Raw genomic sequence first — 13,471 nt, forward strand, 5'->3', positions numbered from 1 at the left:
CGGATGCGCCTTTCTTCTATCCGGATTGTACCCACACTGCGCGACTGCTTTATTTGTACAGTCGTTCTGGGGGAAGCATGCTGCAAAACATCAGGGACAATTCACAAGGTTGGATTGCCAAAACCATCATCGGTCTCATCGTGGTACTGCTTGCGCTGACCGGTGTCGAAGCCATTTTCACCAGTACCAGCAACAGCCAGAATGCCGTTGAAGTCAACGGCGAAAAAATCACGATCAACGACCTTGGCCAAGCCGTCGAGATGCAACGGCGTCAGTTGTTGCAGAAGCTTGGGCGTGATTTTGATGCTTCCTTGCTGGACGAGAAGTTGCTTCGCGAAGCTGCTTTGAAGGGCTTGATCGAGCGCACTTTATTGCTGCAAGGCGCAACCGATGCAAAATTCGCATTTTCCTCGCAGGCACTCGATCAGCTGATTCTGCAAACGCCCGAATTTCTGGTCGATGGCAAGTTCGATTCCGCTCGTTTCGATCAGGTAATCCGCCAGCTCGGCTACACGCGCATGCAGTTCCGCCAGATGCTCGAGCAGGAAATGCTCATTGGCCAGTTGCGCGCGGGCCTATCTGGCAGCGCCTTCGTGACCGATGCTGAAGTAACTGCTTTCGCGCGCCTGGAAAAACAGACCCGTGACTTCGCGATTTTGACTCTGAAGGCCGATAGCAATGCGGTTCAGCTCAGTGATGACGACATCAAGGCCTACTACGACTCACAGGCCAGTCAGTTCATGAGTCCTGAGCAGGTTGTGCTGGAATATGTCGAACTGAGCAAGGATGCATTCTTCGATCAGGTTGAAGTCAGTGATGAAGACCTGCAAAGCGCCTACGAAAACGAAATTGCCAATTTGGCCGAACAGCGTCAGGCCGCGCATATTCTGGTCGAGGCAAGTGACTCGCTAGACGATGAGCAGGCCAAAGCCAAGATTGACGAAGTGCAGAAACGCCTGCAACAAGGCGAAGACTTTGCTGCACTGGCCAAGGAGCTCTCCGATGATCCAGGGTCCGCTGCCAATGGTGGCGATCTCGGTTATGCCGGCCCGGGTGTCTACGATCCGGCTTTCGAAAAGGCGCTGTATGCCTTGAGCGAAGGCCAGGTTTCGGCGCCGGTACGTAGCGAGTTTGGCTGGCACCTGATCAGGCTGCTGGCTGTTCAGGCTCCAGAGGTGCCGAGCTTTGCCAGCCTGCAAGACAAGCTGGTGCGTGATCTGAAAACACGCAAACTCGAACAGCACTTTGTCGAGATCAGCAAGCAGCTTGAGGATGCCGCCTTCGAAGCGTCGGATCTGGCACAGCCTGCCCAGGAGCTGGGGCTGGAGATCAAAACCAGCGAAGCCTTTGGGCGTGAAGGTGGCGAGGGCCTGGCCGCTAACCGTCAGGTGATTCAGGCTGCATTCAGTGCTGAGGTGCTGGAGGATGGCAGTAACAGCAACGCTATCGAGCTCGACCCGAATACCGTGGTTGTGTTGCGCGTCAAGGAACACAGGAAGCCTGAGCAACTGGCTCTCGAACAGGTTGAAGAAAGCATTCGTGAGCAGCTGACCAAGGTTCGTGCCACTGAAGCTGTCAAGACTGAGGGCGAGGCTCTTCTGGCATCCTTGAATGATGGCAAGACGCCGGTTGAACAGGCTGGTTCGGAGCAGGCCTGGGAAGTGGTTGAAGCGGCGACACGCAGTCAGGAGGGGGTTGAGCCCGCGGTACTGCAGGCATTGTTCCGCATGCCCAAGCCGAGCGCTGCCGGCCAGTCGACGTTTGCCGGAGTCACGCTGAGCAATGGTGATTTCGTGGTGGTACGCCTCAGTGGCGTGAGCGAGCCTGAAGCGCCGCTGGCGGATGAAGAAAAGGCCACATACAGCCGTTTCCTCGCTTCGCGCAGTGGGCAGCAGGACTTCGCGGCATTTCGCAAGCAATTGGAAAGCAAGGCGGATATCGAGCGTTTCTGATTTCTGTCGAGTATAAAAAAGGCCGCTATAAGCGGCCTTTTTTATTATTCATGGTGTGGCAATCAATCTTCCATTGCACCCATGGCCGTGGTGTTGAAGCCACCGTCGACGTACATGATTTCACCGCTGACGCCCGAGGCCAGGTCGGAGCAGAGGAAGGCGCCGGCGTTGCCGACTTCAGTAATGGTCACATTGCGGCGCAGCGGGGTCTGCTTCTCGTTGGCGGCAAGCATCTTGCGAAAGCTCTTGATCCCCGAGGCGGCGAGGGTGCGGATCGGGCCGGCAGAGATAGCGTTGACCCGAGTGCCTTCTGGGCCGAGGCTGCCGGCCAGATAACGTACGCCGGCTTCCAGGCTGGCCTTGGCCATACCCATGACGTTGTAGTTGGGCATGGTGCGTTCGGCACCCAGGTAGGAGAGGGTCAGCAGGCTGCCATTGCGGCCTTTCATCATCTCGCGGCCAGCCTTGGCCAGGGCGACGAAGCTGTAGGCACTGATGTCGTGGGCAATGCGGAAGCCTTCGCGAGTGGTGACGTCGGTGAAGTCGCCATTGAGTTGATCGCCGGGGGCGAAGCCAACCGAGTGGACGATGCAGTCCAGGCCATCCCATTGCTTGCTCAGGGCGTCGAATGCCGCGGCGATTTCTTCATCGCTGGCTACGTCGCAGGGAAAGCACAGCTCGGGACCGGAGCCCCAGCCGGCGGCAAACTCTTCGACGCGACCTTTGAGTTTTTCATTCTGATAAGTGAAGGCCAATTCGGCACCCTCACGGTGCATGGCCGAGGCGATCCCCGAGGCGATGGACAGTTTGCTGGCAACGCCAACGATCAGTACGCGCTTACCGCTTAGAAAACCCATGTGTGCTCTTCCTCTTCCTGCTTTTAAGGATTTAGTCAGCAGCGCCTGGAGCCAATAAGGCCGCTTCCAGTAACTGCTGGGTATAAATATGCTGTGGCGCGGCGAAGATCGCCGCTGCCGGGCCTTGTTCGACCGCTTGCCCCTCCTTGACCACTATCAGGTGGTGGCTGATCGCGCGGACCACCGCCAAATCGTGGCTGATGAACAGGTAAGTCAGGTTGTACTTGGCCTGTAATGAACGCAGTAACTCGACTACTTGGCGCTGAACGGTACGGTCGAGTGCCGAAGTCGGCTCGTCCAACAGTATCAGCGCCGGTTTCAGTACCAGTGCGCGAGCAATGGCAATCCGCTGCCGTTGCCCACCGGAAAACTCGTGGGGGTAGCGGTGCCGGGTATCCGGATCCAGGTCCACCTCCAAAAGTGCGTCGATGATCGCCTGTTCCTGTTCCTCCGCTGTGCCCATGCCATGAATGCGCAGGCCTTCACCGACAATCATGCCTACCGTCATCCGCGGACTCAGGCTGCCGAACGGGTCCTGAAACACCACCTGCATCTGTCGGCGCAGCGGACGAACCTGCTGCTGCGTCAATCCATTCAGTGTCTGGCCCTGAAAGCGAATGGCGCCCTGACTGCCGATTAGCCGCAGGATTGCCAGGCCCAGGGTGGACTTGCCGGAACCGCTCTCGCCAACGATACCCAGGGTTTGACCCTGGGGCAGGCTGAAATTGATGCCATCCACCGCTTTCACATAATCGACGGTACGGCGCAGCAGTCCTTTCTTGATCGGGAACCAGACGCGCAGATCATCGACTTCCAACAGTGGCTCGCCGGCAGGGTTGGCCACCGGCTCGCCGCTTGGCTCGGCACCGAGCAGCTCCTGGGTATAGGGATGCTGCGGTGCATGGAACAGTTGCTCACACGACGCTTGTTCGACGATCTTTCCCTGCTGCATGACACATACGCGATGGGCAATTCGTCTAACCAGGTTGAGATCGTGACTGATCAGCAGCAGCGCCATGCCCAGGCGTGCCTGCAGTTCCTTGAGCAGTTCGAGGATTTTCAGCTGCACGGTGACGTCCAGCGCGGTGGTCGGCTCATCGGCGATCAGCAACTCCGGCTCGTTGGCCAGGGCCATGGCGATCATCACCCGTTGCCGTTGGCCGCCGGAGAGTTCATGGGGGTAGGCTTTGAGGCGCTTGTGCGGCTCGGGGATGCCGACCAGCCCGAGCAGTTCCAGGGTGCGTGCGGTGGCGGCTTTGCCCGACAGTCCTTTATGCAGTGCGAGCACTTCATTGATCTGCTTTTCGATGCATTGCAGCGGGTTCAGCGAGGTCATGGGCTCCTGAAACACCATGGCGATGCGGTTGCCACGGATGTTGCGCAGCTTGTTCTCGCTGAGCTTGAGCAGATCTTGCCCGGCATAGTGAATGCTGCCGCTTGGATGCTGGGCCAGGGGGTAGGGCAGCAGGCGCAGGATCGAGTGGGCGGTGACCGATTTTCCTGAGCCGCTTTCTCCGACCAGGGCCAGGGTCTCGCCGCGGCGGATATCGAAGGTGACGCCTTCGACCACGCGCTGCTTCGAGTCGCCACTGACGAACTCGACGGCCAGGTCACGTACTTCGATAAGGACATCGGATTGGGTCATCTTATTTCCTTGGGTCGAAGGCATCGCGTGCCGCTTCGCCGATAAACACCAGGAGGCTGAGCATCAGCGCCAGTACGGTAAAGGCGCTGATGCCGAGCCAGGGCGCCTGCAGGTTGGATTTGCCCTGGGCGACCAGTTCGCCCAGCGAGGGCGCGCCTGGCGGCAGGCCGAAGCCGAGGAAGTCCAGCGCGGTCAGGGTGCCAATGGCGCCGGTGAGAATGAAGGGCATGAAGGTCATGGTCGAGACCATGGCATTGGGCAGGATGTGGTTGAACATGATGGCGCCGTTCTGCATGCCCAGCGCCCGGGCGGCGCGCACGTATTCCAGGTTGCGTCCGCGGAGGAACTCGGCGCGCACCACATCGACCAGACTCATCCAGGAGAACAGCAGCATGATGCCCAGCAACCACCAGAAGTTCGGCTGCACGAAGCTGGCGAGAATGATCAGCAGGTAGAGCACCGGCAGTCCCGACCAGACCTCCAGGAAGCGCTGTCCGACCAGGTCGACCCAGCCGCCATAGAAGCCTTGCAAGGCGCCGGCGAACACGCCGATGATCGAGCTGAGGATGGTCAAGATCAGGGCGAACAGCACCGAAATGCGAAAGCCATAGATCACCCTGGCCATGACGTCGCGGCCCTGATCATCGGTGCCTAGCCAGTTGTCGCGCGATGGCGGCGCCGGTGCCGGCACTTGCAAGTCGTAATTGATGCTGGAGTAACTGAAGGGAATCGGCGGCCAGAGCATCCAGCCGTCTTTCTGGGCGATCAGCTCCTGGATATAGGGGCTCTTGTAATTGGCCTGCAGGGGGAATTCGCCGCCAAAGACGGTTTCCGGGTAGCGTTTGAGCACCGGGAAATACCACTCGCTGTCATAGTTCACGACCAGCGGTTTGTCGTTGGCGATCAATTCGGCGCCGAGGCTCAGGCCGAATAACAAGATAAAAATCCACAACGACCACCAGCCGCGCTTATGGGCCTTGAACAGTAGCAGGCGTCGCTGATTAAGCGGAGAGAGCGTCATCTCAACCCTCCCGGCTTTCAAAGTCGATGCGCGGATCGACCAGGGTATAGGTGATGTCACCAATCAATTTCACGGCCAATCCCAACAAAGTGAAGACGAACAGGGTGCCGAAAACCACCGGGTAGTCGCGGTTGATGGCCGCCTCGAAACTCATCAGGCCAAGACCGTCGAGGGAAAAAATTACCTCGATCAACAAGGAACCGGTGAAGAAGATGCCGATAAAGGCGGAGGGGAAGCCGGCGATGATGATCAGCATGGCATTGCGGAACACATGACCATAGAGCACGCGATTATTGCTCAGGCCCTTGGCCCTGGCGGTGGTCACATACTGTTTGTTGATTTCGTCGAGGAAGCTGTTTTTGGTCAGCAGGGTCAGGGTCGCGAAGTTACCGATTACCAGGGCCGTCACGGGCAGCGCCAGGTGCCAGAAATAGTCGAGGATCTTGCCAGTGAGGCTGAGCTCGTCGAAATTGTTCGAGGTCAGGCCGCGTAGTGGAAACCAGTCGAGGTAACTTCCGCCGGCAAACACCACGATCAACAGAATGGCGAAGAGGAAGGCCGGAATCGCATAACCGACGATGATCGCCGAGCTGGTCCACACATCGAAGGCGCTGCCATGACGGGTGGCTTTGGCGATGCCCAGTGGGATGGAGACCAGGTACATGATCAGGGTGCTCCACAGCCCCAGGGAGATCGATACCGGCATCTTCTCGATGATCAGGTCGACCACCTTGGCATCGCGGAAAAAGCTCTCGCCAAAGTCGAAGCGGGCATAGTTTTTCAGCATGATCCAGAAACGTTCGGGGGCCGGCTTGTCGAAGCCGTACAGGCGTTCTATCTCGGCTATCAGTTCCGGGTCGAGGCCCTGGGCGCCACGATAGTTGGAACCGGCGATTGCAACTTCGGCGCCGCCGCCAGCGATACGGCTGGTGGCGCCTTCGAAGCCCTCCAGCTTGGCGATCATCTGTTCCACCGGGCCGCCCGGAGCGGCCTGAATGATGATGAAGTTGATCAGCAGGATGCCGAACAGGGTGGGAATGATCAGCAACAGGCGACGAAAGATATACGCCAGCATCTTATTGCTCCGTGTTCGCCGCTTCGGCATTGTCCGTGGGGGCGGGTTCCTGTTGCGGGCGAGCCCACCAGGTATTTAGGCCGATATCGTATTTTGGGGTGATTGCCGGGTGCTCGAAGCGGTTGCCGTAGGCCACGCGCCAGGTCTTGATGTGCCAGTTGGGGATGATGTAATGGCCCCACAACAATACGCGGTCGAGGGCCCGAGTGTAGGCGACCAGGCTTTGTCGTGAGTTGGCGTTGATCAGGCCTTCGACCAGCTGGTCGATGGCCGGGTCTTTCAGGCCGATGAAGTTGCGGCTGCCGGGCTTGTCGGCGCTGCTGGAGTGCCAGTACTCGCGCTGCTCGTTACCCGGCGAGTTGGACTGGCCGAAGCCACCCACGATCAGGTCGAAATCCCGCGAGCGCAGGCGGTTGATATATTGCGAGACGTCGACCCGGCGAATTACCAGCTCCATGCCGAGATCGGCCATGTTGCGCTTGAGTGGCAGCAGCACCCGTTCGAACTCGGTTTGGGCGAGGAGGAACTCGACGCTGACCGGCTCGCCTTCGGTGTTGAGCATCTGGTCGCCTTCGATGCGCCAGCCGGCTTCCTGCAACAGTTGGTAGGCACGCCTCTGCTGCTCGCGGATGATGCCGCTGCCGTCGGTGACGGGAACGCTGAATTCATCGCTGAACACCTGCGTCGGGATCATGCTGCGCAGCGGTTCGAGGAGCTTCAACTCGTCGGTTTCGGGTAAGCCGCTGGAGGCCAATTCGGAATTGTCGAAATAGCTGTGGGTGCGGGTGTAGGCACCATTGAATAGCTGGCGGTTGGTCCATTCGAAATCGAACAGCAGGCCCAGTGCCTCGCGCACCCGTTTGTCCTGGAACAGTGGCCGGCGGGTATTGAAGATGAAGCCCTGCATGCCGGTGGGGTTGTGGTTCTCGATCTCTTCCTTGATCAGTTGGCCATTGGCGACGGCGGGGGTGTCGTAGGCGGTGGCCCAGTTTTTCGCGCTAGTTTCCAGCCAGTAGTCGAATTGCCCGGCTTTCAGCGCTTCGAGGGCTACCGTGTTGTCGCGGTAGTAATCGATCCGCATGGTGTCGAAGTTGTAGAAACCGCGGTTGACCGGCAGATCCTTGCCCCACCAGTCCTTGACCCGCTCATAGCGAATAGAGCGCCCGGCTTTGACCTCGGCAACTTTATAGGGGCCGCTGCCCAGCGGAATCTCCAGATTGCCTTTGCTGAAGTCGCGTTCGGCCCACCAGTGCTTGGGCAGTACCGGCAGTTGCCCGAGAATCAGTGGCAGTTCGCGGTTGCCGGCATGCTTGAAGATGAAGCGTACCTGGTGCGGGCCTTCGACTTCGACCCGCTCGACATCGGCATAGTAGCCGCGGTACGTGGGCGCCCCATGGGTCATCAGGGTTTCGAAGGTGAACTTGACATCCTCGGCGGTCACCGCTTGACCGTCGTTGAAGCGGGCCTCGGGACGCAGGTAAAAGCGCACCCAGGCGTTGTCTGGGGCTTTCTCGATTTTTTCAGCGAGCAGGCCGTACTCGCTGAAGGGTTCGTCCAGGCTGTGGCGTGTCAGGGTGTCGTAAATCATGCCGATATCATCGGCCGCCACACCCTTGTTGATGAAGGGGTTGAGGCTGTCAAAGCCGCCAAAACCGGCCTGACGAAAGGTGCCGCCTTTGGGGGCTTCTGGGTTCACATAGTCGAAGTGCTGGTAGTTGGCCGGGTATTTCGGCGGTTCGTCATACAGGGTCAGGGCGTGCTTGCCGGCGGCCTGGGTCAAGCTGGCCAGGCCGAGCAGCAGGATAGCGCTGCCGTGCAGTAGAAATGAGCGCAGAGGCGGCGTCATCGGGCATTCTCCGTGGGTTTCAGCCACCAGGTGCGCAGGCCCAGGGTATAGGGCGGCGTGGTGACGAAGGCAAACCGGTTGCGGTAGGCCAGGCGGTGATAGTTGATGTACCAATTCGGGATGGTGTAGTGCTGCCACAGCAGCACCCGGTCGAGTGCACGGGTGGCTGCGATCTGTTCATCGCGGGTTTGCGCCGCCAAGAGTTTGTCGAGCAAGGCGTCGACCACCGGGTGATTGACGCCTGCGTAGTTCTTGCCGCCTTTGACCGTTGCCTGGCTGGAGTGGAAGTACAACGATTGCTCCAGGCCCGGGCTGAGGTTTTGTGGCAGGGTCAGCAAAATCATGTCGAAATCGAATTGATCCAGGCGCTGTTTGTACTGGGCGCGATCGACGGTGCGCAGGTTGGCCTGGATGCCGATGCTGGCAAGGTTCTCGGTGAACGGCTGAAGGATGCGCTCGAGGTTTGGGTTGACCAGCAAAATCTCAAGTTGCAGCGGCTCGCCTTTGTTGTTCAACAGATGCTGGCCAGACGGTTTCCAGCCAGCTTCGGCCAATAGACCGAGGGCGCGGCGCAAGGTATCCCGGGGGATACCGCGACCATCGGTTTGCGGCATGGCGAAGGGTTCGCTGAACAGGCGTTTCGGCAGTTGCTTGCGGTAGGGCGACAGCAGCAGCCATTCGGCACCTTCGGGCGTGCCGGTGGCGGAGAACTCGCTGTTTGGGTAATAGCTCTTGGCGCGCACATAGGAGCCATTGAACAGCGCACGGTTGGTCCACTCGAAATCGAACATCAGTCCCAGGGCTTCACGTACCTTGCGGTCGGCGAATGCCGCGCGCCTGCTGTTCATGAACAAAGCCTGGGTTTGCGTGGGAATCTGGTGCGGAATCTCGGCGCGAATCACCTCGCCACGGTCCACTGCCGGAAAGTGGTAGCCGTTGGCCCAGTTCTTCGCTTGTTGCTCGATATAGAAGTCGAATTCACCCGCTTTGAAGGCTTCGAAGGCAACATGGCTGTCGCGATAGAACTCGACCTCGACCCGATCGAAGTTGTATTTGCCACGATTGACCGGCAATTTCACCCCCCACCAATTCTTCACCCGCTCGAAAGTCAGGCTGCGCCCCGGGTTGACCTGGGTAATACGGTAAGGGCCGCTGCCCAGCGGCGGTTCGAACGTGGTTGCCTTGAAGTCGCGATCTTTCCAGTAATGCTGCGGCAGTACCGGCAATTCGCCCAGGCGCAGAATCAGCAGTGGGTTGCCCGAGCGCTTGAACACAAAGCGGATGCGGTGACGATTGAGGATGTCGACCCGCTTCACTTCCTGCAGGCTGGTGCGGTACTGCGGGTGTCCCTGCTTGAGCAGCAGGCGATAGGAAAACGCCACGTCATAGGCGGTGATCGGCTTGCCGTCATGGAAGTGCGCCTGAGGGCGCAGGTTGAACACCACCCAGCTGCGATCTTCGCTGTATTCGACCGACTTGGCGATAAGGCCGTAGCTGGAGGTCGGTTCATCGCCGGACGGGTCGTAATGACCGGTGCCCACCATTAGCGTTTCGTTCAGCCCGGTGACGCCGTATTGGAGGAAGTTGGCGGTGGAAATCGGGCTGGTGCCCTTGAAGGTATAGGCATTGAGGGTGTCGAAGGTGCCAGCCCCCATGAATTGCAGCGTTCCGCCTTTCGGCGCCTCGGGATTGACCCAGTCGAAATGGGTAAAGTTGGCGGGATATTTGAGCGCACCAAATTGCGCATAGCCATGGCTTTCGCTGACGGTCGCCCATGCGGGCAGGCCGATGGCCAAGCTGAGGATTAGCGAGAGGAGGGGACGTATCAAGTGAAAGATCCGATCCGGAGCGGCTTTGGGGCTTCTTGTCCGGTACAGTAACAGCTTGTATCCGCAGGAAAAAGGGTGGGCCTATTGGCTAGGCATGCTGGCATTATTGCTACCTTTGGCTTAATCACAACGAGGCCCTGAACTTGGATACACGTAGCCACGGTCTGCAGTCATGGCTTGATCGTCTGAATGAGGCCGAATTGCCTGCCCTGAGCGCTGTAGTGCAGGATCTACAACGCTTGGCGCAACACGAACATTCGTCTGTGCAGCAACTGGCGGACGTCCTGCTTCGCGATGCATCACTGACGTCCAAGGTGCTGCGTGTCGGTAATAGCGCCTATTACAACCCTTCGCAAGAACCCATCAAGACGATCTCGCGGGCCATCGTACTGATCGGCTTTGACAATGTTCGCCTGATTAGTCTCTCCGTGAGCCTTATCGATGGTTTGCTTACCCGCGCTCCGCGCGAGCAGTTGCAGGAGTTGCTGGCGCGGTCGTTTCACGCGGCCGTACAGGCACGCAATATTGCCGGTTATGTGCTGTCAAGGCATGCGGAGGAGGTCTTCATCGCGGCTTTGCTCTATCACCTGGGTGAGCTGGCCTTCTGGGGGTGTGGCGGTGAACAGGCGGACGAACTGGCCTGTGCCTTGGCTCAGCCTGGCGTCGATGTTGAGGACGCGGTGCGTGCGGTGCTTGGCACCAGCTTCCGCCAACTGACGCAGGGCTTGGTGAAAGGCTGGAACATCGGCGAGATCGCCAGTTTGGCGCATAACAGTGTCAACCATAACGACCCGGCGGTACGTGCGGTCAGTCTGGGCGCACGGATCAGTGAGGCGGCGTTGGATGGTTGGGACTCGCCGACGATGGAGGCCGTGGTCGCCGAGATAGCGACTTTTATCGGGGTCAGCCCGCAAGAGGCCATGCAGCAGGTATTGGCCAGTGCCGATGAGGCGGTCAAGGTGGCCGCGACCTTTGGCGCCAGTCAGCTCTGTCGCCTGATCCCCAATACCGATCCCGAGCAAATCCGTTTGCAGCAGGAGCAGCGCAAGGCGCGGCTGTTGCAACCCAATCTGCAGTTGCTGCAACAAGCCTTACAGGATCTGGGTTTGCTGGCGTCTCGCCGCGGCGATCTCGGCTTGATTCTCGATACCCTGCTCAAAGGCCTGCATCAGGGCGCAGGGCTGGAGCGGGTAATGTTGCTGGTGCTGGCCGATGGGCAGAGTTGCTTCCGGGCCAAGCGGGTGGTGGGCGAAGGTACCGAGGGCTGGATGAGCGATTTCCTCCTGCCTGTCGAGCAGCGCGAGCAGCCGCATATCTTCAGCTACGTGCTGCGCAATAAAGAAGCTTTGTGGATGGGCGTACCGGCCAGCTACAGCCTCAACGAACTGGTGACCCAGCCAATTCGTCAGCGGCTGGGTCAGGGCATGTTTTTTATCGCCCCATTATTGGCCGGCAGTCGTCAGATTGGCGTGCTCTATGCTGACAATCGGATTTCCGGACGCGCCTTGAGGCATGAGCAGTTTGTCGCATTTCAGCGCTTTACTCAGCTCACCCAGCGCTGTCTGGAGGCGCTGATCAAGCGCGATTGACCTAGTTGCTCAGGGTAGACGCAGGGTCAGGGTCTGCCCCGGCTTGATGGCGCTGCCCGTACGCGGGTTCCAGCGTTGCAGGTGCTGCATCTCGACCTTGAAGCGTTTGGCTATCACGTATAACGAATCGCCTTTGCGCACTTTGTAATAGGTCACGTCGCCGCGCGGGCCGTTGCTGGTCTTCGTTGTCGCCTGAGCGTCGTATAAGGCCAGAGCCTGGCCGGCATGCAGGGTATTGCCAGTGATCTTGTTCCAGCGTTTTACATCCTTGACCGAAACCTGATGGGTCTTGGCGATTTGCCAGAGGTTGTCGCCATTTTTGACCCGGTAAGTGCGTAGCGTGGCAGTGCGACCGGCGGCCGTCTGAAACAGCGGCTCTTTCGGCGTGACACCGGGTTGCGCGGGTATGCTCAGCACCTGGCCAATGCGTAAGTGGTTGTTGGAAAGCTTGTTGATATCTTTAAGAATGCTGACCGTCAGGTGGTGGCGGTTGGCGATACCGCTGAGGCTGTCGCCCGAGCGGACGCTGTACTGCTGCCAGTCGACCAGGTCCTGTGGTTTCATCAGCGCCAGGTTGGCGGTCAGTAGTTGCGCATTGGCGGTCGGCACCAGCAGATGTGGCGGGCCGTCCAGGGTGATGCGTTGTTTAAAAGCGGGGTTGAGCTGATACAGCTCGTCTTCATCCAGGTCAGCCATGGCGGCGACCCTGGACAGGTCCATGCGCCGCTTGAGTACGACCTGCTCGAAATATGGCTCGTTGGCAATCGGCTCGAGGTCGACGCCGTAAGCTTGTGGGGACATCACTACCTGTGACAGGGCCAGCAACTTGGGCACGTAATTCTGCGTCTCTTTGGGCAGTGGCAGATTCCAGTAGTCGGTCGGCAGACCGAGTTTTTGATTGCGCTCGATGGCCCGGCTAACGCGGCCTTCGCCGGCATTGTAGGCAGCCAGGGCAAGCAGCCAGTCGCCATTGAACATTTCATGCAGGCGCGACAGATAGTCCATCGCGGCATTGGTCGAGGCCATGACATCGCGGCGGCCGTCGTACCAACTGGTTTGGCGCAGGTTGAAATAACGGCCGGTGGAGGGGATGAATTGCCATAAACCGACCGCATTGGCGCTGGAATAGGCGAAGGGGTTGTAGGCGCTTTCGATCATCGGCAGCAACGCCAACTCCATCGGCATATTGCGCTCGGCTAGGCGTTCGACGATGTAATGGATATAGGGGCTGCTGCGCTCGCCGGATTTCTCGATAAAGGAGGGGTTGCTGACGAACCACAGGCGCTGCTGTTCGATGCGAGGATTGATACCAATATCATCCTGCATTTGATAACCGTCACGGACCCGCTGCCAAATATCCTCGGGCTCAGCCGTGGTGATGCTGTCGGTTAGCCATACAGGCTCCCGCTCCAGGCCCACGGTAAGATCGGTATCGTTGCCGTGATCACTGGCGAGGCCTTTGCCCGTGGTCTGGCAGCCGGCCAGGGTTACACAAAACACCACCACGAGCGCCTGGGCGCTTAGTGTCAATGCCTTTAAATTCAAGGTCTTGCGTGGAGGTAAAGGCATTAGTTGGCTGGGGCTTCCCGAGGAAAAGATCGGGGGATTCTAGAAACCGATGCCGGGGTGGTCAAGTTTTAACCACTTTTTTTGCTGG

At 58.9% G+C, this 13,471-nt stretch carries 9 protein-coding genes; 2 read left to right on the plus strand and 7 right to left on the minus strand.

Going from position 1 to position 13,471, the window contains the following annotated elements; translation table 11 throughout:
• Positions 1-77 precede the first annotated feature (77 nt).
• Positions 78-1,952 carry a SurA N-terminal domain-containing protein gene (locus tag VCJ09_RS11025; protein ID WP_324734343.1) on the plus strand — a complete coding sequence of 625 codons (1,875 nt, stop codon included), beginning with the start codon at positions 78-80 and terminating at the stop codon, positions 1,950-1,952.
• Positions 1,953-2,014: 62 nt separating this feature from the next.
• Here the strand turns inward: VCJ09_RS11025 and fabI are convergent, their stop codons facing one another.
• Genes fabI through VCJ09_RS11055 form a run of 6 tightly spaced genes read right to left on the minus strand, consistent with a single transcriptional unit; the run spans position 2,015 to position 10,222 of the window.
• A complete protein-coding gene (fabI, locus tag VCJ09_RS11030) occupies positions 2,015-2,809 on the minus strand; it encodes an enoyl-ACP reductase FabI (RefSeq protein WP_079201859.1) in 795 nt (264 codons plus the stop codon).
• A 31-nt stretch (positions 2,810-2,840) separates the two neighbouring features.
• Complete coding sequence (locus VCJ09_RS11035; RefSeq protein ID WP_324734344.1) at positions 2,841-4,454, minus strand: ABC transporter ATP-binding protein; 1,614 nt, start codon at positions 4,452-4,454, stop codon at positions 2,841-2,843.
• A gap of 1 nt (position 4,455) precedes the next feature.
• On the minus strand, positions 4,456-5,475 hold the full coding sequence (locus VCJ09_RS11040; protein ID WP_324734345.1) for an ABC transporter permease: 1,020 nt from the start codon (positions 5,473-5,475) through the stop codon (positions 4,456-4,458).
• A gap of 1 nt (position 5,476) precedes the next feature.
• Entirely contained in the window at positions 5,477-6,550 is a 1,074-nt protein-coding gene (locus tag VCJ09_RS11045; RefSeq protein ID WP_324734346.1) for a microcin C ABC transporter permease YejB, read from the minus strand.
• A gap of 1 nt (position 6,551) precedes the next feature.
• Complete coding sequence (locus VCJ09_RS11050) at positions 6,552-8,396, minus strand: extracellular solute-binding protein (protein WP_324734347.1); 1,845 nt, start codon at positions 8,394-8,396, stop codon at positions 6,552-6,554.
• Positions 8,393-10,222 (minus strand): extracellular solute-binding protein, encoded by a 1,830-nt coding sequence (locus tag VCJ09_RS11055; protein WP_324734648.1) that lies wholly within the window; start codon positions 10,220-10,222, stop codon positions 8,393-8,395. The genes VCJ09_RS11050 and VCJ09_RS11055 overlap by 4 nt, the downstream gene beginning before the upstream one ends.
• Positions 10,223-10,368: 146 nt before the next feature.
• On the opposite strand from VCJ09_RS11055, the gene VCJ09_RS11060 reads away from it, so the two are divergent.
• On the plus strand, positions 10,369-11,814 hold the full coding sequence (locus VCJ09_RS11060; protein ID WP_324734348.1) for an HDOD domain-containing protein: 1,446 nt from the start codon (positions 10,369-10,371) through the stop codon (positions 11,812-11,814).
• 9 nt (positions 11,815-11,823) lie between these two features.
• Here the strand turns inward: VCJ09_RS11060 and VCJ09_RS11065 are convergent, their stop codons facing one another.
• The gene (locus VCJ09_RS11065) at positions 11,824-13,383 is read right to left on the minus strand and encodes a lytic transglycosylase domain-containing protein (protein ID WP_324734349.1); all 1,560 of its coding nucleotides are present in this window, start codon (positions 13,381-13,383) and stop codon (positions 11,824-11,826) included.
• Positions 13,384-13,471: the final 88 nt, after the last annotated feature.

The organism is Pseudomonas paeninsulae (genome assembly GCF_035621475.1).
GTDB classification, from domain to species: domain Bacteria; phylum Pseudomonadota; class Gammaproteobacteria; order Pseudomonadales; family Pseudomonadaceae; genus Aquipseudomonas; species Aquipseudomonas paeninsulae.

Coding starts and splice junctions, on each gene's coding strand:
- VCJ09_RS11025 (WP_324734343.1), top strand. CDS start 78: ATGCTGCAAAACATCAGGGACAATTCACAAGGTTGGATTGCCAAAACC.
- VCJ09_RS11050 (WP_324734347.1), bottom strand. CDS start 8,396: ATGACGCCGCCTCTGCGCTCATTTCTACTGCACGGCAGCGCTATCCTG.
- VCJ09_RS11045 (WP_324734346.1), bottom strand. CDS start 6,550: ATGCTGGCGTATATCTTTCGTCGCCTGTTGCTGATCATTCCCACCCTG.
- VCJ09_RS11040 (WP_324734345.1), bottom strand. CDS start 5,475: ATGACGCTCTCTCCGCTTAATCAGCGACGCCTGCTACTGTTCAAGGCC.
- VCJ09_RS11065 (WP_324734349.1), bottom strand. CDS start 13,383: ATGCCTTTACCTCCACGCAAGACCTTGAATTTAAAGGCATTGACACTA.
- fabI (WP_079201859.1), bottom strand. CDS start 2,809: ATGGGTTTTCTAAGCGGTAAGCGCGTACTGATCGTTGGCGTTGCCAGC.
- VCJ09_RS11035 (WP_324734344.1), bottom strand. CDS start 4,454: ATGACCCAATCCGATGTCCTTATCGAAGTACGTGACCTGGCCGTCGAG.